Source organism: Herbaspirillum sp. C9C3, assembly GCF_013359625.1.
GTDB lineage: Bacteria > Pseudomonadota > Gammaproteobacteria > Burkholderiales > Burkholderiaceae_D > Herbaspirillum.
On sequence record NZ_JABFMQ010000005.1, the window covers coordinates 152,394 to 175,491 of the forward strand.

Here is a 23,098-nt window from a genome sequence, read left to right on the forward strand (position 1 = left end):
AAAACCTCAGGGCTGGATTGTCAACTTCAGGTTTCAAATCGACTTTTCAAATTCGAGTTCAACAAAGGAGCAGCAATGAGCATTCAACGATTCGGTGTGGAAGGTGGCAGCGGCACCGGTGGTCAGCATCTGCCGTTCGCGCGCGCAGTGGCCGCCGACGGCTGGTTGTACGTGTCCGGCCAGGTGGCCATGGAAAACGGTGAAGTGATCGACGGCGGCATCGTGGCGCAGTCACACAAGGCCATTCAGAACGTGCTGGCGATCCTCAAGGAAGCCGGTTATGGCCCGGAGCATGTGGTGCGCTGTGGCGTGTGGCTGGATGATGCGCGCGATTTCCAGTCCTTCAACAAGGTCTTCAAGGAATACTTCGGCGCCAACCCGCCTGCGCGCGCCTGCGTGGTCTCCAGCATGGTGGTCGATTGCAAGGTCGAGGTCGATTGCGTGGCCTTCAAGCGCTGATGTTGTCAGCGCGGGGCAGGGCACGACTTCGCTTCGCGCTTGAACCAACACGAAAAGAATAAAAAGAAAAAAGAATAAACGCTATAAAAAATTTAAAAGATTTGCAGATTTTTTGTTCAAGTATGCCGGCAGGGGTGTGACGACGTCGGCGGTGTCTTTTACCTTCTGAAGAGGAGCAACAGATGGAGGCTGTACAAGGAAGTGCGCTACTGGTCTATGCGCTGGTGGCGGTGATCGCACTGATCGTGCTGATCGCCAGATTCAAGATGAATCCGTTCATCGTCCTGATCGTGGTGTCGCTGGTGCTGGGTCTGGCCGTGGGGATGCCCATGGGTGGCATCGTCAAGGCCTTCGAGACCGGCGTGGGCGGTGCCCTGGGGCATATTGCGCTGGTGGTGGGCCTGGGCACGATGCTGGGCAAGATGATGGCCGAATCGGGTGGTGCCGAGCGCATTGCCAATACCATGATCAAGGCCTTCGGTGAAAAGAACGTGCACTGGGCCATGATGACGGTGGCTTTCATCGTCGGTCTGCCGGTGTTCTTCGAGGTTGGTTTCGTGCTGTTGGTGCCGATCGCCTTCAACGTCGCCAAGCGTACCGGGACCAACATGGTGCTGGTGGGTATTCCCATGGTGGCCGGTCTGTCGGTGGTGCACGGACTGATCCCGCCGCACCCGGCCGCATTGCTGGCGGTGACCGCCTACAGCGCCGATATCGGTCGCACCATTCTGTATGCGCTGATCGTCGGTATTCCCACGGCCATCATTGCCGGTCCCATCTTCGGCAAGCTCATTTCCAAGGTGGTCATTCCCAATCCGGACAATCCGCTGAGCGCGCAATTCGTCGACCAGAGCAAGAAGGGCCGTGAACTGCCGGGCTTCGGCATCACGCTCTTCACCATCCTGTTGCCGGTGGCGCTGATGTTGATCGGCAGCTGGGCCGACCTGTTCTTTGCCCCCAAGAGCTTCGCCAATGATTTCCTGCGCCTGATCGGCAACTCCGTCATCGCGCTGTTGATCGCCACCCTGGTGAGTTTCTGGACCTTTGGACGTGCCCGTGGCTTTGGTGCCGACCAGATCCTGAAATTCACCAACGAGTGCCTGGCGCCCATTGCCAGCATCACGCTGGTGGTCGGTGCGGGGGCAGGCTTTGGGCGCATCCTGATGGATGGCGGCGTTTCCAAGGCCATTGTCGGCGTGGCCACCGATGCCCATCTGTCACCGCTGCTGCTGGGCTGGTTCGTGGCTGCGCTCATTCGTGTGGCCACCGGCTCGGCGACGGTGGCCATGACCACAGCCTGCGGCATCGTCGCGCCCATCGTCTCCACCGTTGGCGGTGTGCGTCCGGAACTGATGGTGCTGGCCACCGGCGCCGGTTCGCTGATCCTGTCGCACGTCAATGACGGCGGCTTCTGGCTGGTCAAGGAATACTTCAACATGACCGTGCCGCAGACCTTCAAGACCTGGACCGTGATGGAAACCCTGGTCTCGGTGCTGGCGCTGCTGTTCACGCTGGCGCTGGCGACGGTGGTGTAAGCCCATCGGGCAAGGCCGCAGAAAGAAGGCTGCCCGGCGTGAACCGGGCAGCCTTCTTTCGTTTGTGTGGGACGGATGTTCTGCGATCAGAAGCGCAAGCGTGAGTCGTCAAAGCGCGGGTCGGGGCCGTTCTCCACCTTTTCCACGGTGCCCTGGTCGTTGAAGTAGACCGTCATCTGCGAATTCCAGACACCGCTTTCCTTGTAGCCATAGTTCCAGGCATCGAAGGGGATGCGGGCATAGCGCGTCACCTCGGTGGGGCGACCAACCCGGCGCAGTACGTCAAGCTTGGTGTCCTGCTTTGGACGGATCGCGCGGAAATTCTCGATGGTCCACACTTGCGCATAGGAAATGAGCCGATGGTCGGGACCGATGCGCGCCATGTACTGGTACTGGCCGAAGGCGCCGGCCGCATATTCGAAGACGCGCACGTTGCCATCCGGATACACATTGCTGGGCGGCCCCAGGCGGGCGACTACCTGGTCTTCCGGTTCACCCGGTTGTACTGGCGGTTGCAGCAGCGAGGCGCAGCCGGCCAGGCTGGCTGTGGCCAGCAGGGCGGCGGCCAGGCGCGGGCGGATGCGCAGGAAGAGGGAAGCGGGGTGCTGCATGGAAACTCCTGGTCAGGTTGTCATTCCTGCACGGCAAGGCCGACTGCTGCGCCAGTGCGACGCCGGTGTCTGCCAATGTTGGTAGGAATGGCTTTTTGCTATATAATTTCGCGTCCGGTCGGTTTGGCCGGATTCTCATTTTTTGTTCACGGTATGCAGGGCAGGATATTTTCCAACGCTCCGCACACCGCTTGTGAAAGGTAAAAGCAATGTCCATCGAAAAAGCAGCCAAGGCTGCCATTATCTCCGAAAACGCCCGCGGCACGAACGACACCGGTTCTCCGGAAGTGCAAGTCGCGCTGCTGACCGCACGCATCAACGACCTGAACGGCCACTTCAAGGCCCACGTCAAGGATCACCACTCCCGTCGTGGCCTGATCAAGATGGTCAACCGTCGCAAGAGCCTGCTGTCCTACCTGAAGAACAAGGACGCTGACCGTTACCGCGCCCTGATCGAGAAACTCGGTCTGCGCAAGTAATTTGACTCCGCGTCTGGGTCTCGGGGTTTGCGCCCCGGACCACCACGAAATGCCTGCGTCACTCGTTGACGCGGGCATTTTGTTTTTTGCGATTCGGCAAGCTCAGGCGTAAGCCGGGGCCAGTGCCATCGTAAAGCGCCCTCCCTCGGGGCAGGAATACATCATCGTTTCATCGCGGCAGGCTGTTTGTTGGATCAATGCCGCGTTCGTCGTGAGTGACCGGTTTCGCCGGCCACTGTGGTGAGGTGAACGACAGCGCCTGAAAATCTGTCGGCAAAAGGAAGCCGTGCACCGCGGACACAGTCGGGGCCGGCTCCATAAAAGAAAGGAAATACCGTGTTCAATAAAGTAAGCAAGACCTTCCAGTACGGTCAGCATCAAGTGACCCTGGAAACCGGCGAAATCGCTCGCCAGGCTTCTGGCGCCGTGGTGGTGTCGGTGGAAGACACCGTCATCCTGGCCACCGTGGTGGCCCGCAAGGAAGCCAAGCCCGGCCAGGATTTCTTCCCCCTGACGGTCGACTACATCGAGAAGACCTATGCAGCCGGCCGCATCCCCGGCGGTTTCTTCAAGCGTGAAGGCAAGCCTTCCGAAAAGGAAACCCTGACCTCGCGCCTGATCGATCGTCCGATCCGCCCGCTGTTCCCGGAAGGCTACCTCAACGAAGTGCAGGTGATCATCCACGTGCTGTCGGTGAACCCTGAAATCGATCCGGACATCCCCGCCATGATCGGTGCCTCGGCGGCCCTGTCGCTGGCCGGCATCCCCTTCAATGGCCCGGTGGGCGCAGCCCGCGTGGGTTACATCGACGGCCAGTACGTCCTGAACCCGACCACTTCGCAACTGAAGTCCTCGCAACTGGACCTGGTGGTGGCCGGTACCGAAACCGCCGTGCTGATGGTGGAATCCGAAGCCGATCAACTGTCCGAAGAAGTCATGCTGGGCGCCGTCGTGTTTGGTCACGACCAGTCCAAGGCCGTCATCGAAGCCATCCACGCCCTGGTGCGTGACGGTGGCAAGCCGGAAGTGCAATGGTCCGCCCCGGCCAAGAACGAAGCCCTGATCGCCCGCGTGGCGCAACTGGCCGAAGGCCCGCTGCGCGAAGCCTACCAGACCAAGGACAAGCAGGCCCGTACCGAAAAGCTGAAGGCCGTCTCGGCCCAGGTCAACGAAGCCCTGGTCGCCGAAGCTGCTGCCAACAACGGCGTGGCCGCGGACGCTGCCGAAGTCGGTTCCATCCTCTTCGACCTGGAAGCCAAGATCGTGCGTTCGCAGATCCTGGAAGGCGAACCCCGCATCGATGGTCGCGACACCCGCACCGTGCGCCCGATCTCGATCCGTACCGGCGTGCTGCCGCGTACCCACGGTTCGGCCCTGTTCACCCGTGGCGAAACGCAAGCCCTGGTCATCGCGACCCTGGGTACCGCACGTGACGAACAGAAGATCGATGGTCTGCTGGGTGAATACTCCGACCGCTTCATGCTCCACTACAACATGCCTCCGTTCGCCACCGGCGAAACCGGTCGCGTGGGCACCCCGAAGCGTCGTGAAATCGGCCACGGCCGCCTGGCCAAGCGCGCGCTGATCGCCGCGCTGCCGGCCGCTGACGAGTTCAGCTACTCGGTGCGCCTGGTCTCGGAAATCACCGAGTCCAACGGTTCCTCCTCGATGGCATCGGTGTGCGGTGGCTGCCTGGCACTGATGGACGCCGGCGTGCCGATGAAGGCCCACGTGGCCGGCATCGCCATGGGCCTGATCAAGGAAGGCAACAAGTTCGCCGTGCTGACCGACATCCTGGGCGATGAAGATCACCTGGGCGACATGGACTTCAAGGTGGCCGGTACTGCCAACGGCATTACCGCCCTGCAGATGGACATCAAGATCCAGGGCATCACCAAGGAAATCATGCAGGTCGCGCTGGAGCAGGCCAAGGAAGGTCGTCACCACATCCTGGGCAAGATGCAGGAAGCCGTGCCGGCCGGTCGTGCCGAACTGTCCGACTTCGCACCGCGCCTGATCACCATCAAGATCAATCCGGAAAAGATCCGTGACGTGATCGGCAAGGGCGGCGCCGTCATCCGCGCGCTGACCGAAGAAACCGGCACCCAGATCGACATCAGCGACGAAGGCGTGGTCACCATCGCCTCCGTGGACGCATCGGCTGGTCAGGAAGCCAAGCGCCGCATCGAAGAGCTGACCGCTTCCGTGGAAGTGGGCAAGATCTACGAAGGCACCGTCCTGAAGCTGCTGGACTTCGGCGCCATCGTCCAGGTCCTGCCGGGCAAGGATGGTCTGCTGCACATCAGCCAGATCGCCAACGAGCGCGTCAACGCCGTGGCCGACTACCTCAAGGAAGGCCAGCAAGTGCGCGTCAAGGTTCTGGAAACCGATGACCGCGGCCGCCTGAAGCTGTCGATGAAGGCTGCCCAGGCTGAAGAAGGCGACGCCGCCGCTCCGCAAGAAGCGCAGTAATCCCTTCTGCCTGACCAGGCAACAAGAAAATCCCCCGTGCCGCAAGGCCGGGGGATTTTTTTTGTGCGCACAAGAGGATGCGGACAATCTGCCCAAGTGATTTCGAACCAAAAGTATGCGATTCTGTCCGTCTGCTTTGAGGGACATCAAGGTTCCGGTGTGCCGCGCTCATCAGGGGGAGGCGTGGCACTGCCATGCAGGCAGATCCGAATAGAGAGTAGGGGACAGCTGTGCAGCCGTATCACATCAAGGTGACTGGCTTGCGCGGATAGAACAACACATTACTTTTGAAAGGAAGGCAATGCCCCATGTCATCATCATCGGTTGCGGCTTCGGTGGTCTGGCCGCCGCGCGTGAGTTGGCCCAGGCCGATGTACGCATCACCATGATCGACCGCAGCAACCATCACCTGTTCCAGCCCTTGCTGTATCAGGTCGCCACGGCCGGGCTGTCGGCCCCGGCGATTAGCGCACCGATCCGCGCCATCCTGGCGCAGCAGACCAATCTCACCACCCTGATGGCGGCCGTCACCGGAATCGATACCGCCGCCAGGTCCGTCACCCTGGAAGACGGCAGCGTGCTCGGCTATGACTACCTGATTGTGGCCACCGGTTCCACCCACAGTTACTTCGGCCACGATGAGTGGAGCGCGCTGGCACCAGGACTGAAGACGCTGGAAGATGCCTTCGAGATCCGCAAGCGCATCCTGATGGCCTTCGAGCATGCCGAGCGCGAGACCGATGCACGGCGCCGCCAGGAATGGCTGACCTTCACCGTCATCGGGGGTGGCGCCACCGGCGTGGAGATGGCCGGTACGCTGGTGGAGATTGCGCGCCACACCTTGTCGGGCGAATTCCGCAATATCGATCCGCATTCGGCACGGGTGGTGCTGGTGGAAGGTTCCGAACGTGTGCTGGGCGCCTATCCTGCCGACCTCTCCGAGAAAGCCCGTGAGCAGTTGCACAGGCTAGGCGTGGATGTGCGCACCGGTTGCCGCGTGGTGCACATCGACGAGACCTGCGTGCGCTATGCCAATTTCGATGGCGAGCAAAGCCTGGCCACGCGTACCGTCATCTGGTCGGCAGGTGTAGCGGCTTCTCCGCTGGGCAAGAAGCTGGGTGTACAGGTGGACCGTACTGGTCGTGTACCGGTCACGCCGCAGCTCTGTATTGCTGGTCACGAGGAAGTGTTCGTGATCGGCGATCTGGCGGCGGCACAGTCGGAAGGCAAGCCGGTGCCGGGCGTGTCACCGGCGGCCAAGCAGATGGGCCGCGTTGCGGCGCGCAACATCAAGCATCACATTGCGGGACAGACGGCGGAGATTTTTGTCTACAAGGATTACGGATCGCTGGCCACCATCGGTCGACGTGCGGCCATAGCCATGGTCGGCAAGCTCAAGTTCTCGGGCTATCCGGCCTGGCTGTTCTGGCTGTTCGTGCACGTGTATTTCCTGATCGGTTTCCGCAACCGTCTCATGGTGATGGCGGACTGGGCCTGGGCGTATTTCACCTTCAAGCGCAGTGCGCGGGTGATCTCGGCCACCATGCCCGAGCAGGCCGAGCAGCCTGTCTTGCGCAAGGAAGTCGCTGAGTAGATTTCGTCGCTCTTGCAGCAAAGAACCTCGCTTCCGTTTCCGGGAGCGAGGTTTTTTACTTCAGTGCTGCGGGTAGCTCAGTCTTCCAATGCCAGCATGGCGAAGCTGGCCAGCCAGTGACCACCACTGTAGTGGCTGCCGACCACCTGATCGATGGAGGCGGCGATGTGGCGCGCGACGGCGGCCTCGATGGCGCTGCGCGCAGCGTGATTGGCGGGCAGGTGGCGCAGGACGTTCTTCATGCACCAGGCGCGGGAAAGGTTCAGGCCGTCCAGGTGGGCGATCTTGGGATCGGTCGGGTCCGACACATGCGCCGGCTGCATGATCTGTTCGATAGCGGCCACGCGCGGCAGGTAAAGGTCGAACCAGGTCGCAAAGTCCTGCGCCGGCAGCACCTTGCTCATCAGCAGTGCTTCGGTCAGTGCGCCGGAAATGTACTCGTCACCACCGGGTTCGTAGTGGGCCGGGTAGTCGGTGTCCTTGCCGTAGTAGCGTTGTGCGCTGGCCAGGATCGCCTGCTCCAGTGCCCCATCCTTGACGTGGCGCGCCTGGTCCAGCGCCAGCGCCAGGGCGAAGGCGGTGTTGTAGTGGGTGCCTACGCGGATCGGATAGCTCAGCTTGGACAGGTATTCCAGCAGGCGACGGCGGATCTCCAGCGTCAGCGGCTGCATCGCGGCGCGCCAGGTGGCAGCGCGCGGCAGGGCCGATTGCGCCAGCTCCTGGTCCAGTGCGAGGATCCAGCCAAAGCCATAAGGACGCTCGAAGGAGGCGCGGCCATCGACGCGGAAATAATCGGTCTCGCGCTGCATCAGTTCGGTCGTGAAGTGCTCATCGAAGATGGCTTCGATGTCGCTGCGGGCGGGCAGTGCGGGATAGCGTCGCGCACAGCGCAGCAGCAGCCAGAAGCCGTGCACCGCAGAGTGCCAGTCATAGCAGCCGTAGAACACCGGGTGCAGGGCACGCGGTGAGAGTACGTCCTGGGCGCCGTGGAGCACGTGCATGATGTGATTCGGATATTCCTGGCGCAGATAGGCCAGCGGCATGCGGGCAAATTCTTCCGCCCGTTCCTGTGTGAGCTGCATGGGGACTCCTTGAGGCAAAGTGGACGACCCGGCCGGTACTGCGCATCCGGCCGGGTCTGGCGTTCCGGTCAGATCAGCGGAAGGCGAGGAAGTACATCAGGAACACGTTGACCGTCAGCAGCGTCAGTGCGGTCGGAATCTGCACCTTGATGACCTGGTACTTGTTCTTCAGTTCCAGTAGTGCCGCCGGCACGATGTTGTAGTTGGCCGCCATCGGCGTCATGAGCGTACCGCAATAGCCCGAGTACATGCCGATGGCCACCAGCGGCGCCGGGTCGGCATGATGCCCCACGATCAGGAAGGGCAGGGCGATGCCCGCGCTCATCACCGGGAAGGCGGCGAAGGCATTGCCCATCACCATGGTGAAGAGCGCCATGCCCACGCAGTAGATCACCACCACCAGGAAGCGGTTGTCGGGATTGACGAACAGGCTGACCACGTGCTGTACCGACGTCCCGGTCTTGGCGGCGACGAAGACACCACCGAGCATGGCCAGCATCAGCGGCAGGATCGCGGCCCAGCCAATCGAATCCACCAGGCGGCGCGACTGGCGTACTGCCTGCAGCGGGGTGCCACGCGTGAGCACGCAACCGGCGATGAGCGCGCAGATGCAGGCCACGCAGAGTGCGGCCAAGGTCAGTTGCTTCTGGTCCAGCAGCATCAGGCCACCGACCGAGACACCCTTGAGCAGCACGGTACAGGCCACCGTGATCACGGGGATCAGCACCGCAGGGAAGAACAGCCAGTTGCCCAGCTTCCTGGACGAGGCCACGCGCTCTTCATGTGAGGAAGTGGCATAGCTGCCCATGGAGAGCATGCCGGTGCCGGCAATGAGCGAGATGATGATGACGGTGCCGCCGATGATGCGGTGAGCCATGGACTTGCCGAGGTGTTCCACCAGCAGGTCACCGAACAGGAATACCGCGCCGAAGAGGAACCAGAACAGCGCCGTGGTGAAGCGCTTGGGATTGCCCTTGTCGCGCAGGGTCATGACGGTCAGCATCATGACGATGATGCCGATGAGGTAGTAGATGCGGTTGATCGAGATGAGCGTGTTCATGCGGACACCTTGGCAGCGGATTGAGTGGCCTTCCACGCCTCGACATCGCGGCGGATGGAAGCATCGAGGCGGGTCAGGCGGAACATGTGGATCACCAGCGCCGACAGGGCAGTGGGGATGGCCCACAGGCCGATGTGCAGCGGCTCGATGTTGGTGATGCCGTTTTCCTTCAGGAAGGCATCCATCAGCAGCACGGCGCCGAAGGCGATGAAGATGTCCTCGCCGAAGAACACGGCGACGTTGTCACAGGCCGCCGCGTGGGCCTTGATCTTGTCGCGGATGTGTTGCGGCAGGTCTTCGCCGTAGGCGCTCACGGCGGCACCTTCGGCCATCGGTGCCAGCAGCGGACGCACGGTCTGCGCCTGGCCGCCCAGGTAGATCAGACCCAGTGCGGCGGTGCCTTCACGCAGGATGAAATAGAGCATCAGAATGCGTGCCGAAGTGGCGCTGGCGATGCTGGAGATCCACGCCTGGGCGCGTTCCTTCAGACCGTAATGTTCCAAGAGGCCAATGATCGGCAGGATCAAGAGGAAGGTCGCCAGCGAACGGCTGTTGACGAACTTCTCGCCAAAGGTTTCCAGCAGCATGCCGAAGTCCATTCCGACCGACAGGCCGGTGGTGAGACCGGCTACCGTGACCACCAGCAGCGGGTTGAAACGCAAGGCAAAACCGGCCACGACGATCGGTATCCCGATCAGTGGCAGCAGTGTCGTACTCTCCATGAAAAACTCCCTATGTGAATGAGGAAAAATCCTGCCGCCAATGTGCAAGGTCCGTGCCATCTATTTCGTGGAAAGCCGCGCCCAGACTGACTTTGCGTCAATCTGCAAAGCGTAGGGGCGTGACTTTTCCTGCGACCTCGCGGGCCTCGGATTGGCGACCTTTCTTGTTGTTTTTGGAACGAAACTACAGCTTGCGACACCCCTGCATCAGCAGCAGGTGCCTTCTTTCCGGCGTCTTGCGACCACGCCGGGAAAAAACTTTCACACCGCCGCGCGCACGGCAATCTGCTCGGCGTGCAGGCGTGCCCGAATCTGGCGCGCAAAATCCAGGGCGTGCGCGCCATCTCCGTGCAGGCACACGGTCTGTGCATTGACTTCGACCAGGCTGCCGTCGATGGCCTTGACCTTCTTCTGCTTGACCAGCATCAGGGTCTGGGCGATGGCGTCGGCATCGTTGGTAATCATGGCGCCGGGCTTGCTGCGTGCGACCAGGCTGCCATCGGCTTCATAGGCGCGATCGGCAAACACTTCTTCGACCGCATTGAGATCGGCATGGCGGGCGGCGGCGATCAGTTCGCTGCCGGCCAGGCCATACAGGCTCAGTTCGGGATTGAAGGTGCGGATGGCGGCGCAGATGGCATTGGCCAGCACGGCATCCTTGGCGGCCTGGTTGTAGAGCGCGCCGTGCGGCTTGACGTGGGTCATGCGTGCACCCTCGGCGCGCACGATGGCGTCCAGTGCGCCGAGTTGATAGAGCATGCCGCTGAAGATTTCCTCGGGCGGCAACTGCATGGCGCTGCGCCCGAAGTTCTCGCGGTCGGGGAAGCTGGGGTGGGCGCCGATGGCCACGTGATTCTGGATCGCCCAGCGCACGCTGCGGCGCATGGTGCTGGCATCGCCCGCATGCCAGCCGCAGGCGATGTTGGCGGAGCTGACCAGGGTCAGCAGTTGTTCGTCGGTGTCGCAGCCTTCGCCGAGGTCGGCATTGAGATCGATATACATGGCGTTCCCTTATTTCTTGTAGAGCGTGGCGCGCGACCAGTCCAGTGCGGCGACCGTGGCGCGGATGGAATCGAGATAGCGTTGCTGTTCTTCGGCGGCGGCCAGGGCGTCGGCCATCTCGCAGGGTTCCAGCCGCAGCGTGGCGTTCAACGGGGCTTGCGCCAGCTTCCAGAGGTCGGCACCGATGATCACGCCGATCTTGGGGTAGCCGCCGGTAGTCTGGGCATCCCCCATCAGGATGATGGGTTGGCCCGAGGGTGGCACCTGGATCACGCCCGGCACCACGCCGTGGGAGAGCATGTCGCGACCTTGCTTGCGTTTGAGTTCGGGACCTTCGAGGCGATAACCCATGCGGTTGCTGTTGGGGGTGACGCGCCAGGTGTCGGACCACAGCGCTTCCCGCGAACTCTTGCTGAACTGTTCGAATTCGGGGCCGGGCAGCACGCGCAGCGTGACGTGCTGGCTGTGTTCATCGGCACGCAGGGCCAGGCCACTCCAGCGCGGGGAACGTACGCCGAAGGCGGGACCATGGACCGCGACAGAGGCAGTGCTGGCGTCGCCGATGGGGAGCTTGTCGCCGCGCTTCAAGGCGCGTCCCTGATGGCCGCCGAAGCCGGCCTTGAGGTCGGTGCTGCGCGAACCCAGGACCAGCGGCACATCGATGCCACCGGCGACGGCCAGGTAGGTGCGCATGCTGTGACGTGGCGCCTGCTCGGGTGAATCGGCTGCCGCCAGGCTGAGCTTGAGCACGCTGCCTGCGCGCACCGGAATGCTCCAGCAGGCGGCGATGGGTTTGCCATCGAGGGTGGCACCGATGTCGTCGCCACCGAGGGCGATGCGGGTATCGCGGGTGAAGCGCAGCTCGGCCACGCCCATGGTGATTTCCAGTCCGGCCGCATCGACCGGATTGCCGACCAGCAGGTTGGCGCTGGCCAATGCCAGCGTATTGAGCGCGCCACCGGGATGGATGCCCAGGCTGCGATGGCCATAACGGCCCATGTCCTGCACCGAAGCCAGCATGCCGGGTTGGATGATGTCGATCATGAGGCCACGCGCTCCACGGTAAAGCGTACTCGGTCGCCGGGACGCAGCAGCGTCGGCGGTTGCTGGGAAGGATCGAAAAGCTGCAGGGCGGTGCGGCCGATGAGTTGCCAGCCGCCCGGCGAGGCCATCGGATAGATGCCGGTCTGCTCGCCGCCGATGCCCACCGATCCGGCCGGAATGCTCACGCGCGGCGTCGTGTGGCGCGGCGTGGCCAGGCTGGCGTCGAGCCCGCCCATGTAGGCGAAGCCGGGCAGGAAGCCCAGGAAATACACCACGTATTCGGCATTGCTGTGGCGCTCGATGACCTCCCCGGTCGACAGGCCGGTGTGACGGGCCACGTTGTCCAGGTCAGGGCCGACATTGCCGCCGTAGACCACGGGGATCTCGACCGTGCGGCCTTCGCTGCCTGCGCTGGCGAGCCGGGGCCAGGTCTTCAGGATGCGCTCGCTCAGCGTGTCCAGGTCGGCGACGGGTCGCCGGGTGATTAGCGTCAGGTTGTTCATGCCTGGCACGACTTCGCTGACTTCTTCCCATTCACTGGCCAGTGCGGCCAGGGCCCAGATGCGTTGCTGCTGGGGCAGGGTGGCAGGGGACGGCAAACTGCAGAGCAGTGCGCGGTCGCCCAAGGGGTGGAGCTGGGGTGGCTGCATGTGTCTCTCGCCTCGCCGGTGATTTTGTTGAGAACCCGCCGATGCCGCTGTCGGGGTCAAGGTGCGTCTGGTGATGCCCTGCTTTTTTGCGGATATTACATTTCAAAGAAAATATAAACAATATGTCGATAAATTATTTATTTAATCTTTGCGCTATAGTGTTGCCATTCTGTCGTCCTGACCCCTACGCTTCCCATGAGCCAAGAGAACAACGAGACCTCTGTCTCCCTTCCGCCCGATGTGCAGGCCGCCGCCGAGGCGCCGCGCCCGACCAAGATCGTGTCTTCGCAGCACCTGGTTTCCGAGCGCAGCGCCGAACTGTCCGAACTGGAATACGCCCTCATCATGGCCAGCAATGCCTTCAATCGCTGGATGGTGCGCTGCATGGCGGCTGCGGGAGCCAAGGACATGACGGCCATCGAGGTGTCCTTGCTGCATCACGTCAATCACCGCGATCGCAAGAAAAAACTGGCCGATATCTGCTTCGTATTGAACGTCGAGGACACCCACGTGGTCACCTATGCCTTGAAGAAGCTGGTGAAGGCCGGCTACGTGAAGAGCGAGAAGGCCGGCAAGGAACTGCTGTTCTCGACCACCCCGGCGGGGCAGGCGCTGTGCATGAAGTATCGTGAGGTGCGCGAGCGCTGCCTGATCGAGGTGCAGGTCGAAAGCGGCATCCCCAACCAGGCCATCGGCGAGGCGGCGCAATTGTTGCGCAATGCGTCCGGGCTGTATGACACGGCGGCACGGGCGGCGGCTTCGCTTTGAGACATAGATAACTGAAGGATAGGACAGATGCGCGCAATCGAGATCAAGGAATTTGGCGGCCCCGAGGTACTGCAGGCCTGTGAACGGCCCGTGCCTGAGCTCAAGGCGGGGGAAATACTCATCAAGGTGCATGCGGCGGGCGTGAATCGTCCGGACGTATTCCAGCGTATCGGCAACTATCCGGTGCCGCCGGGCGCCTCGGACCTGCCGGGCCTGGAAGTGGCAGGCGAAATCGTGGCGGGTGAGCTGGGTGAGAGCGGCTTCAGGCTGGGTGACCTGGTCTGTGCGCTGGTGCAGGGTGGCGGTTATGCGGAGTTCTGTGCCGCGCCGCTGGCCCAGTGCCTGCCGGTGCCCAAGGGTTTGAGCGCGCTGGAGGCCGCAGCCTTGCCGGAAAATTACTTCACGGTGTGGAGCAACGTCTTCGACCGGGGACAACTGTCAGGTGAACAATCCTTGTTGGTGCAGGGCGGCTCTTCGGGCATCGGCGTGACGGCCATCCAGATCGCCCGTGCGCTGGGCCATCGCGTGTTCGCCACGGCGGGCAGTGCCGACAAGTGTCGCGCATGTGAAGAATTGGGCGCGGAACGGGCCATCAATTACAAAACCGAGCAGTTCGAGGATGTGGTCAAGGAATTGACTGGTGGCCGGGGTGTGGACGTGATCCTGGACATGGTCGGCGGCAATTACCTGCCGCGCGAGATCAAGGCCCTGGCCGACGATGGCCGCCTGGTCTTCATCGCCCAACTGGGCGGCAGCAAGGGCGAGCTCGACATGGGGCAGGTCATGCGTCGTCGCCTGACCATCACCGGGTCGACCCTGCGCCCGCGCCCGGTGGCGTTCAAGGCGGCGATCGCGGCCAACCTGCGGCAACACGTGTGGCCCCTGATCGAGGCTGGCAAGATCAAGCCGGTCATTCACCACCGTTTCCCGCTGGAACAGGCGGCACAGGCGCATGCCATGATGGAATCGAGCACCCACATCGGCAAGATCATGCTGGAACTGTGATTCGGCAGGCGCGCGGAGCCGGGCGGGACAGTCCGGCTTTGCGCCAAGCGGCCGTACCGGATACAATGCGAGGTTATCCAAATTGACACCCATCTCGTAGAACTCAGCCTATGCGTCGCAAACTCGTAGCCGGTAACTGGAAAATGAACGGCAGCCTGGCTGCCAATGCGGCCCTGGTGGCTGGTATCAAGGAAGGTCTGCCGGCCGAGGTCTGCGACGTCGCCGTGTGTGTGCCGGCGCCTTATCTGGCGCAGGTGCAGGGCGCGGTGGCTGGTTCGGCCGTGGCGCTGGGGGCGCAGGACATGTCCGCGCACGCTTCTGGTGCCTTTACCGGTGAGGTGTCGGCAGCGATGCTGCAGGAATTCGGTGTGCAATATGTCATTCTGGGCCACTCCGAGCGTCGCGCCTATCACGGCGAGAGCGATGCGGCGGTGGCGGCCAAGACCGTGGCAGCATTGAAGGCCGGCCTGGTGCCGGTGGTCTGCGTGGGGGAAACGCTGGAACAGCGCGAAGCCGGACAGACCAATGAAATCGTGGGTGGTCAGCTCGATGCGGTGCTGACGGCCCTGGCTGTCGAGGATGCTGCGCGCATCGTCGTGGCCTACGAGCCGGTCTGGGCGATTGGTACCGGCAAGACGGCCACGCCGGAAATGGCGCAGGAAGTGCATGCGATGCTGCGTGCGCGTCTCGGCGCCAAGAGCGCTGAAGCGGCGGCCAAGGTGCGTATCCTGTACGGCGGCAGCATGAAGCCGGACAATGCGGAGCAGTTGCTGGCGATGGCCGACATCGATGGTGGTCTGATCGGTGGTGCGGCATTGAAGACGGCGGATTTCCTGGCCATCATCAAGGCGGCCTGAAGTGGAGTAAGGGGTTTGTCAGTTGCTGAGGCGATACTTTGACGCAGATGCAGCAGGCGATTGAAACATCAAGAGTGGACTTGTTTAAATGAATACTTTGTTTTTGGTTGTGGTTGTAGTTCAGGTGCTGGCAGCGCTGGCGATCATCGGTCTGGTCTTGCTGCAGCACGGCAAGGGTGCTGACATGGGGGCGGCTTTCGGTTCTGGTGCCTCGGGCAGTCTTTTCGGTGCGACCGGCTCGTCGAACTTCCTGTCGAAGTCGACGGCGGTGGCCGCAGGTATTTTCTTCGTGGCGACCCTGGGTCTGACCTTCATCGGCAATCATCACGTGGCACAAAGCGGCAGTGTGATGGATAATCTGCAAGTTCCGGCGGCCCCGGCCCAGCAGGCAGCGCCTGCAGCGCCCGCCGCACCGGCTGATGCAGGCAAGCCGGGTGACCAGTCGAATCAGATCCCGAAATAAGCTTTTGCTGATTCTGAAATAATCGAAGAATTAAGTAGGAAGAATCTTTCTTTTTCGCTGATTGTGCATTGAACAAGAGTAACAAATGAAGGTACAATAGCAGCTTCAAGCCGACGTGGTGAAATTGGTAGACACGCTATCTTGAGGGGGTAGTGGCGAAAGCTGTACGAGTTCGAGTCTCGTCGTCGGCACCATAGAAATGAAATGAAAAGCCAGCGAAGGTCCTAGTGCCTGAGCTGGCTTTTTGTCGAGGAAGTTTCTGATTGATATTGAGAATCATTCCCATCGATAAACCAACGCATAGCGGCCAATCGTGAACCTCGAAAATTACTTCCCAGTCCTCCTGTTTATTCTTGTTGGCATCGGCGTCGGTGTCGCTCCCCAGCTCCTCGGTCGTCTTCTTGGTCCGCACAAGCCGGACGCTCAAAAAACTTCTCCTTACGAATGCGGCTTTGAAGCATTCGAAGATGCGCGCATGAAATTCGATGTGCGCTACTACCTGATCGCCATCCTGTTCATCCTGTTTGATCTGGAAACCGCCTTCTTCTTCCCTTGGGGCGTGTCCATGCGTGAGCTGGGCTGGCAAGGTTTCGTCACGATGATGGTCTTCATCGCTGAATTTGTTGTCGGATTTTGGTACATCTGGAAAAAGGGTGCCCTGGATTGGGAGTAAGCCATGTCTATTGAAGGCGTATTGAATGAGGGGTTTGTTACCACCTCGCTGGATAAGGTAATCAACTGGACCCGTACCGGATCCCTGTGGCCCATGACCTTCGGTCTGGCGTGCTGCGCAGTTGAAATGATGCACGTCGGTGCCTCGCGTTACGACCTCGACCGCTTCGGTGCGGTGTTCCGTCCGTCGCCGCGCCAGTCCGACCTGATGATCGTGGCTGGTACCCTGTGCAACAAGATGGCGCCGGCGCTGCGCAAGGTCTACGACCAGATGCCGGAACCGCGCTGGGTGATCTCCATGGGCTCCTGTGCCAATGGCGGTGGCTATTACCACTATTCGTACTCGGTGGTGCGTGGCTGCGATCGCATTGTGCCGGTCGACGTGTATGTGCCGGGTTGCCCGCCGACGGCGGAAGCGCTGCTGTACGGCGTGATCCAGCTGCAGAACAAGATCAAGCGCACCAACACCATCGCGCGCTAAGAGGGCAGTATGACGACAAAATTGGAAACTCTCGAAGCCGCCCTGCGTAATGCGCTTGGAGGGTATCTTCAGAACCTGACCGTGGCCCTCGGTGAAGTCACCGTGGTGGTCAAGGCCGCTGACTACCTGTCGGCCATGCGCGTGCTGCGCGACCATGCCGACACCCGTTTCGAGCAATTGCTGGACCTGTGCGGCGTGGACTACTCCACCTATGGCGACGGTGCCTGGGACGGTCCGCGCTTTGCCGTGGTGTCGCACCTGATGTCGATCTCGCACAACTGGCGTGTGCGTGTGCGCGTGTTCGCACCGGATGACGACCTGCCCATCGTGGCGTCGGTCGACCCGATCTGGAATTCGGCTGGCTGGTATGAGCGTGAAGCGTTTGACTTCTACGGCATCCTCTTCGACGGTCACCCCGACCTGCGCCGCATCCTCACCGACTATGGCTTCATTGGCCACCCGTTCCGCAAGGACTTCCCGGTGTCCGGCTATGTCGAAATGCGTTACGACGCCGAACAGAAACGCGTCATCTATCAACCCGTAACGATCGAGCCGCGCGAAATCACCCCGCGCATCATTCGTGAAGAAAACTACGGGATCAAATAATGGCAGAGATCAAAAACTATACGCTGAACTTCGGTCCTCAGCACCCGGCCGCGCACGGTGTGCTGCGCCTTGTGCTGGAGCTGGACGGTGAAGTCATCCAGCGCGCCGATCCCCACATCGGTCTGCTGCACCGTGGTACCGAAAAGCTGGCCGAACAAAAGACCTTCCTGCAATCCGTGCCTTACATGGATCGTCTGGACTACGTCTCGATGATGAGCAACGAGCACGGTTACGTGCTGGCCATCGAGCGTCTGCTGGGTCTGGAAGTGCCGCTGCGCGCGCAGTACATCCGCGTGATGTTCGATGAAATCACCCGCCTGCTGAACCACCTGATGTGGATCGGCGCGCACGCGCTGGACGTGGGTGCGATGGGCGTGCTGCTGTATGCCTTCCGTGAACGCGAAGACCTGTTCGACTGCTATGAAGCTGTCTCGGGTGCCCGCATGCACGCGGCCTACTATCGTCCGGGTGGCGTCTATCGCGACCTGCCGGACAGCATGCCGCAGTACAAGGCTTCCATCGTGCGCAACGAGAAGGCCATCCGCGAACTGAACGAAAACCGTCAGGGCTCGCTGCTGGACTTCATCGAAGACTTCACCAATCGTTTCCCGACCTATGTCGATGAATACGAAACCCTGCTGACCGACAATCGCATCTGGAAGCAACGTCTGGTGGGCGTGGGCGTGGTTTCGCCGGAACGTGCACTGCAGATGGGCTTCTCCGGCCCCATGTTGCGCGGTTCGGGCATCGCCTGGGACTTGCGCAAGAAGCAGCCGTATGAAGTGTATGACCTGCTGGACTTCGATATCCCCATCGGCAAGAACGGTGACTGCTACGACCGTTACCTCGTGCGCGTGGCCGAAATGCGCCAGTCCAACCGCATCATCAAGCAGTGCGTGGAGTGGCTGCGCAACAATCCGGGTCCGGTCATTACGGACAACCACAAGATTGCGCCTCCCAAACGTGCGGACATGAAGTCCAACATGGAAGACCTGATCCACCACTTCAAGCTGTTCACCGAAGGCTTCCGCGTGCCTGCCGGCGAGGCGTATGCTGCCGTCGAGCACCCCAAGGGTGAATTCGGTATCTACCTGGTCTCCGACGGTGCCAACAAGCCGTACCGCCTGAAGATCCGTGCCCCGGGCTTTGCCCACCTGCAAGCCCTGAACGAAATGGCCAAGGGCCACATGATTGCCGACGCGGTCACCATCATTGGTACGCAAGACATCGTGTTCGGGGAAATCGACCGATAAGTCGAAGAGCAATAGTCAAGGCGGGCTTCTCAGGAAGCCCGTCAAGTTTGGGGAATATCCAATAACCGCGCAGATCTGATGCGCATGGATGGCCAACGATATGCTGTTAAGTCAAGAAGCCCTTAAGAAAATCGATCGCGAACTCGCGAAATACCCGGCGGACCAGCGCCAGTCTGCGGTCATGTCCGCGCTGCGCATCGCCCAGGTGGAACATGGCTGGCTGCCGGCCGAGCTGCAGCAGGAAATTGCCGACTACATCGGCATGCCCGCCGTGGCCGTGCAGGAAGTCGCGACCTTCTACAACATGTTCAACACCAGCCCGGTGGGCAAGCACAAGATCACCGTGTGCACCAACCTGCCGTGTCTGCTGTCGGGTGGCGAGCGCGCCGCCCATCACCTGAAGCACAAGCTGGGCATCGATTATCGCGAAACCACGGCCGATGGCCAGTTCACGCTGATGGAAGGTGAATGTATGGGCGCTTGCGGCGACGCACCGGTCATGCTGGTCAACAACCATCAAATGTGCAGCTGGATGTCCAACGAAAAGATCGACGCGCTGCTGGAGGAACTGAAGAAATGACCTGCCTGCACGACCGCCACATCAAACCGCTGATCCTCGCCGACTTGAATGGCGAGAACTGGCATCTCGAGGATTACGTCAAGCGCGGCGGCTACGATTCGCTCAAGCGCATCCTCAACGAGAAGATCACTCCGGAACAAGTCATCGCCGACCTCAAGGCCTCGGGCCTGCGTGGCCGCGGTGGTGCGGGTTTTCCGACCGGCCTGAAGTGGAGCTTCATGCCGCGCCAGTTCCCGGGCCAGAAATACCTCGTCTGCAATACAGATGAAGGTGAGCCGGGTACTTTCAAGGACCGTGACATCATTCGTTACAATCCGCACGCGCTGATCGAAGGCATGATCATCGGCGGCTATGCCATGGGCATCACGGTCGGCTACAACTACATCCACGGTGAAATCTTCGCTGAGTACGAGCGTTTCGAAGAAGCCCTGGAAGAAGCCCGTGCGGCCGGCTTCCTGGGTGACAACATCCTCGGCACCGGTTTCAGCTTCCAGCTGCATGCGCACCATGGTTACGGCGCCTACATCTGCGGCGAAGAAACCGCGTTGCTGGAGTCGCTGGAAGGCAAGAAGGGCCAGCCGCGCTTCAAGCCGCCGTTCCCGGCCAGCTTCGGTCTGTACGGCAAGCCGACCACCATCAACAATACCGAGACCTTCGCGGCCGTGCCCTTCATCTTCAAGGTGGGCCCGCAGGCCTACGCCGAGATGGGCAAGCCCAACAACGGCGGCACCAAGATCTTCTCGATCTCGGGCGACGTCGAGCGTCCGGGCAACTACGAGATCCCGCTGGGCACGCCGTTCTCCACCTTGCTGGAACTGGCCGGCGGCATGCGCGGTGGCAAGAAGATCAAGGCCGTCATTCCGGGTGGTTCGTCTGCACCGGTGATCCGTGGCGACGTCATGATGGACACCACCATGGACTACGACGCCATCGCCAAGGCCGGCTCGATGCTGGGTTCGGGCGCGGTGATCGTGATGGACGAGACGCGCTGCATGGTCAAGTCGCTGCTGCGCCTGTCCTACTTCTACTATGAAGAATCCTGCGGCCAGTGCACGCCGTGCCGCGAAGGCACCGGCTGGATGTACCGCATGGTGGAGCGTATCGAAAACGGTCACGGCAAGATGGAAGATCTGGACGTGCTCAATTCGGTGGCCGACAACATCCAGGGGCGCACCATCTGTGCGCTTGGTGATGCAGCGGCGATGCCGGTACGCGCGTTCGTGAAGAATTTCCGCGAAGAGTTCGAATACCACATCGAGCACAAACACTGCCTGGTTCCGGCTTACATCTGAACAGGGCAGGGGATGCCGCGCGGGATGCGATAAGCCTTCCGCCGGCATCGTTGGCAAAGAATATTTAGCTTGGGCAAACAGCCATGGTTGAAATCGAAATAGACGGCAAGAAGGTTGAAGTGCAAGAAGGCAGCATGGTCATGGACGCTGCCAACAAGATCGGCACGTACATCCCTCACTTCTGCTATCACAAGAAACTGTCCATCGCGGCCAACTGCCGCATGTGCTTAGTCGAGGTCGAAAAGGCCCCGAAGCCGCTGCCTGCCTGCGCCACGCCGGTCAACAACGGCATGATCGTGCGCACCGCCAGCGACAAGGCCGTCAAGGCCCAGAAGGGCGTGATGGAATTCCTCCTGATCAACCACCCGCTGGATTGCCCCATCTGCGACCAGGGCGGTGAGTGCCAGCTGCAGGATCTGGCCGTCGGTTACGGCGGTTCCTCCTCGCGCTACCAGGAAGAAAAGCGTGTCGTGGAGCCCAAGGACGTCGGCCCGCTGATCTCCATGAAGGAAATGAACCGCTGCATCCACTGCACCCGCTGCGTGCGCTTTGGCCAGGAAGTGGCCGGCGTGATGGAGCTGGGCATGCTGGGTCGCGGTGAACATTCCGAGATCACCACCTTCGTCGGCAAGACCGTGGACTCCGAACTGTCGGGCAACATGATCGACCTGTGCCCGGTCGGTGCCCTGACCTCCAAGCCGTTCCGCTACAGCGCCCGTACCTGGGAACTGTCGCGCCGCAAGTCGGTGAGCCCGCACGACAGCGTTGGCGCCAACCTGATCGTCCAGGTCAAGAATGGCAAGGTCATGCGCGTGCTGCCCTTCGAAAACGAAGAAGTCAACGAGTGCTGGATCTCCGACAAGGACCGTTTCGCCTACGAAGCGCTGGACAGCGCCGAGCGTCTGACCAAGCCGATGTTGAAGCAAGACGGCAAGTGGCAGGAAGTGGACTGGCAGACCGCGCTGGAATACGTCGCCCATGGCCTGCGCAACATCCGTCACGAACATGGTACCGACGCCATCGCCGCGCTGGGTACCCCGTACTCCACCCTGGAAGAACTGAGCCTGCTGCAGAAGCTGGTACGCGGCGTCGGTTCGGATAACGTCGACTTCCGTCTGCGTCAGTCCGACTTCGGTCTGGATGGCCAGATCAAGCCGTGGCTGGGCATGTCCATCGTCGAATTCTCGCAGTTGAACCGCGTCTTTGTGATCGGTTCCTTCCTGCGCAAGGATCATCCGCTGCTGTCGGCGCGCCTGCGCCAGTCGGTCAAGAGCGGTGCCAAGCTTAGCGTCCTGCATGCCACCGACGACGATCTGCTCATGCCGGTCGCCAACAAGATCATCGCCGCTCCCTCGGCATGGCTGTCCGCATTGGCCGAAGTGGCCGTGGCCGTGGCGGAAGCCAAGGGTGTGGCTGCTCCCGCCGTCTACGCTGGCGTGGTGGCATCGGACGCTGCCAAGGCAACTGCTGCCAGCCTGCTGTCGGGCGAAGGCCGTGGCGTGTTCCTGGGCAATGCTGCCGTCCAGCACCCGCAAGCTGCGCAGCTGCATGCTGCCGCACAGTGGATCGCTGAACAAACCGGCGCCAAGCTGGGTGTGCTGACCGATGGCGGCAACGCCGTCGGCGGCTACCTGGCCAACGCCGTGCCGACCCCCGGCAAGGGCGCCAACGCCGCTGCCGTGTTCGCACAGCCGCGCAAGGCTTACCTGCTGTTGAACGCCGAGCCGGAACTGGACAGCTACGATGCGCAAGCCGCTCGTGCCGCCCTGAACCAGGCCGAGATGGTCGTGGTGATGTCCGCTTTCAAGCATGGAGCCGACTACGCCGACGTGCTGCTGCCGATCGCACCCTTCACCGAAACTGCCGGTACCTTCGTCAATGCCGAAGGCCGTGCACAGAGCTTCAACGGTACCGTCAAGCCGGCCGGCGATGCACGTCCGGGCTGGAAGGTCCTGCGCGTGCTGGGCAATCTGCTGGAACTGGAAAATTTCGACTACGAAACCGCCGAGTCCATCCGCGACGAACTGCTGGGCAAGGAAACCGACCTGTCGGCGCGCCTGAACAACATCGCCAGCGTGCAAGCGCAAGCTGTGCAAGCTGCCGCCGGTGGCGTGGAGCGCGTGGCTGACGTGCCCATCTACTTCGCCGACGCCATTGCACGCCGTTCGCCGCCGCTGCTGGAAACCCGCGACGGCCAGGCGCCCAAGGCATGGCTCTCGGCTGCGCTGGCCGCCAAGCTGGGCGTGGCCGAAGGCGACCAGGTCAAGGTCAAGCAAGGCTCGGGCAGCGTTGCGCTGACCGCCGCCATCGATAAGAAACTGCCGGAAAACGTGGTTCGCGTCGCTGCTGCGCACGCCTCCACCGCTGCACTGGGCGGCATGTTTGGCGCAATCGTCGTGGAGAAAGCGTAA

23 protein-coding genes and 1 tRNA gene are annotated in these 23,098 nt (G+C 61.6%); 17 read left to right on the forward strand and 7 right to left on the reverse strand.

Annotated elements, in window-relative coordinates; translation table 11 throughout:
* Positions 1-75: 75 nt before the first annotated feature.
* The gene (locus HNO82_RS07275) at positions 76-459 is read left to right on the forward strand and encodes a RidA family protein (protein WP_006712914.1); all 384 of its coding nucleotides are present in this window, start codon (positions 76-78) and stop codon (positions 457-459) included.
* A gap of 182 nt (positions 460-641) precedes the next feature.
* Positions 642-1,994, forward strand: a complete 1,353-nt coding sequence (locus HNO82_RS07280) for a GntP family permease (protein ID WP_175343234.1) — start codon at positions 642-644, stop codon at positions 1,992-1,994.
* 86 nt (positions 1,995-2,080) lie between these two features.
* On the opposite strand, the gene HNO82_RS07285 is transcribed toward HNO82_RS07280, so the two are convergent.
* A complete protein-coding gene (locus HNO82_RS07285) occupies positions 2,081-2,605 on the reverse strand; it encodes a hypothetical protein (RefSeq protein ID WP_175343235.1) in 525 nt (174 codons plus the stop codon).
* A gap of 209 nt (positions 2,606-2,814) precedes the next feature.
* Between HNO82_RS07285 and rpsO the strand changes: the two genes are divergently transcribed.
* The 3 genes from rpsO (at position 2,815) to HNO82_RS07300 (ending at position 7,150) form a co-directional block, all read left to right on the forward strand.
* On the forward strand, positions 2,815-3,084 hold the full coding sequence (gene rpsO / locus HNO82_RS07290) for a 30S ribosomal protein S15 (RefSeq protein ID WP_006712917.1): 270 nt from the start codon (positions 2,815-2,817) through the stop codon (positions 3,082-3,084).
* 336 nt (positions 3,085-3,420) lie between these two features.
* On the forward strand, positions 3,421-5,556 hold the full coding sequence (gene pnp / locus HNO82_RS07295) for a polyribonucleotide nucleotidyltransferase (protein WP_008327631.1): 2,136 nt from the start codon (positions 3,421-3,423) through the stop codon (positions 5,554-5,556).
* A gap of 301 nt (positions 5,557-5,857) precedes the next feature.
* Positions 5,858-7,150, forward strand: a complete 1,293-nt coding sequence (locus HNO82_RS07300; RefSeq protein WP_175343236.1) for an NAD(P)/FAD-dependent oxidoreductase — start codon at positions 5,858-5,860, stop codon at positions 7,148-7,150.
* Between the two features lie 77 nt (positions 7,151-7,227).
* Here HNO82_RS07300 and HNO82_RS07305 read toward each other — a convergent pair whose 3' ends face one another.
* The 6 genes from HNO82_RS07305 to pxpB all read right to left on the reverse strand — a co-directional run bounded on the left by HNO82_RS07305 (position 7,228) and on the right by pxpB (position 12,710).
* Positions 7,228-8,232, reverse strand: a complete 1,005-nt coding sequence (locus HNO82_RS07305) for a DUF2891 domain-containing protein (RefSeq protein ID WP_175343237.1) — start codon at positions 8,230-8,232, stop codon at positions 7,228-7,230.
* Between the two features lie 73 nt (positions 8,233-8,305).
* Positions 8,306-9,292, reverse strand: coding sequence for a DUF979 domain-containing protein (locus HNO82_RS07310; RefSeq protein ID WP_008327638.1), 987 nt, complete (start codon positions 9,290-9,292; stop codon positions 8,306-8,308).
* Entirely contained in the window at positions 9,289-10,014 is a 726-nt protein-coding gene (locus HNO82_RS07315; protein ID WP_008327640.1) for a DUF969 domain-containing protein, read from the reverse strand. The genes HNO82_RS07310 and HNO82_RS07315 overlap by 4 nt, the downstream gene beginning before the upstream one ends.
* A 261-nt stretch (positions 10,015-10,275) precedes the next feature.
* Positions 10,276-11,016 carry a 5-oxoprolinase subunit PxpA gene (gene pxpA, locus HNO82_RS07320; protein WP_175343238.1) on the reverse strand — a complete coding sequence of 247 codons (741 nt, stop codon included), beginning with the start codon at positions 11,014-11,016 and terminating at the stop codon, positions 10,276-10,278.
* A 9-nt stretch (positions 11,017-11,025) separates the two neighbouring features.
* Positions 11,026-12,060, reverse strand: a complete 1,035-nt coding sequence (locus HNO82_RS07325) for a 5-oxoprolinase subunit C family protein (protein WP_175343239.1) — start codon at positions 12,058-12,060, stop codon at positions 11,026-11,028.
* A complete protein-coding gene (gene pxpB, locus HNO82_RS07330; protein ID WP_175343240.1) occupies positions 12,057-12,710 on the reverse strand; it encodes a 5-oxoprolinase subunit PxpB in 654 nt (217 codons plus the stop codon). Before pxpB ends, HNO82_RS07325 begins: the two co-directional genes overlap by 4 nt.
* Positions 12,711-12,905: 195 nt before the next feature.
* On the opposite strand from pxpB, the gene HNO82_RS07335 reads away from it, so the two are divergent.
* From HNO82_RS07335 to nuoG, 12 genes are all read left to right on the forward strand, one after another.
* Positions 12,906-13,478: a winged helix DNA-binding protein gene (locus HNO82_RS07335; protein ID WP_081486035.1), complete on the forward strand. Its 573-nt coding sequence runs from the start codon at positions 12,906-12,908 to the stop codon at positions 13,476-13,478.
* Between the two features lie 27 nt (positions 13,479-13,505).
* Complete coding sequence (locus HNO82_RS07340) at positions 13,506-14,483, forward strand: NAD(P)H-quinone oxidoreductase (protein ID WP_175343241.1); 978 nt, start codon at positions 13,506-13,508, stop codon at positions 14,481-14,483.
* A gap of 110 nt (positions 14,484-14,593) precedes the next feature.
* Positions 14,594-15,340, forward strand: coding sequence for a triose-phosphate isomerase (tpiA, locus tag HNO82_RS07345; RefSeq protein ID WP_175343242.1), 747 nt, complete (start codon positions 14,594-14,596; stop codon positions 15,338-15,340).
* A gap of 88 nt (positions 15,341-15,428) precedes the next feature.
* Entirely contained in the window at positions 15,429-15,803 is a 375-nt protein-coding gene (gene secG, locus HNO82_RS07350) for a preprotein translocase subunit SecG (RefSeq protein WP_081486037.1), read from the forward strand.
* A gap of 109 nt (positions 15,804-15,912) precedes the next feature.
* Positions 15,913-15,997: transfer RNA gene (locus HNO82_RS07355), tRNA-Leu, on the forward strand.
* 119 nt (positions 15,998-16,116) lie between these two features.
* Complete coding sequence (locus tag HNO82_RS07360) at positions 16,117-16,476, forward strand: NADH-quinone oxidoreductase subunit A (RefSeq protein WP_006712939.1); 360 nt, start codon at positions 16,117-16,119, stop codon at positions 16,474-16,476.
* A gap of 3 nt (positions 16,477-16,479) precedes the next feature.
* Positions 16,480-16,956 (forward strand): NuoB/complex I 20 kDa subunit family protein, encoded by a 477-nt coding sequence (locus HNO82_RS07365; protein ID WP_006712940.1) that lies wholly within the window; start codon positions 16,480-16,482, stop codon positions 16,954-16,956.
* A 9-nt stretch (positions 16,957-16,965) separates the two neighbouring features.
* Positions 16,966-17,562, forward strand: a complete 597-nt coding sequence (locus HNO82_RS07370) for an NADH-quinone oxidoreductase subunit C (RefSeq protein WP_034330585.1) — start codon at positions 16,966-16,968, stop codon at positions 17,560-17,562.
* A complete protein-coding gene (locus tag HNO82_RS07375) occupies positions 17,562-18,815 on the forward strand; it encodes an NADH-quinone oxidoreductase subunit D (RefSeq protein WP_175343243.1) in 1,254 nt (417 codons plus the stop codon). The genes HNO82_RS07370 and HNO82_RS07375 overlap by 1 nt, the downstream gene beginning before the upstream one ends.
* An 88-nt stretch (positions 18,816-18,903) precedes the next feature.
* The gene (gene nuoE / locus HNO82_RS07380; protein WP_006712943.1) at positions 18,904-19,395 is read left to right on the forward strand and encodes an NADH-quinone oxidoreductase subunit NuoE; all 492 of its coding nucleotides are present in this window, start codon (positions 18,904-18,906) and stop codon (positions 19,393-19,395) included.
* Positions 19,392-20,687: an NADH-quinone oxidoreductase subunit NuoF gene (gene nuoF / locus HNO82_RS07385; protein ID WP_008327658.1), complete on the forward strand. Its 1,296-nt coding sequence runs from the start codon at positions 19,392-19,394 to the stop codon at positions 20,685-20,687. The genes nuoE and nuoF overlap by 4 nt, the downstream gene beginning before the upstream one ends.
* Before the next feature lie 83 nt (positions 20,688-20,770).
* Positions 20,771-23,098: an NADH-quinone oxidoreductase subunit NuoG gene (nuoG, locus tag HNO82_RS07390; RefSeq protein WP_175343244.1), complete on the forward strand. Its 2,328-nt coding sequence runs from the start codon at positions 20,771-20,773 to the stop codon at positions 23,096-23,098.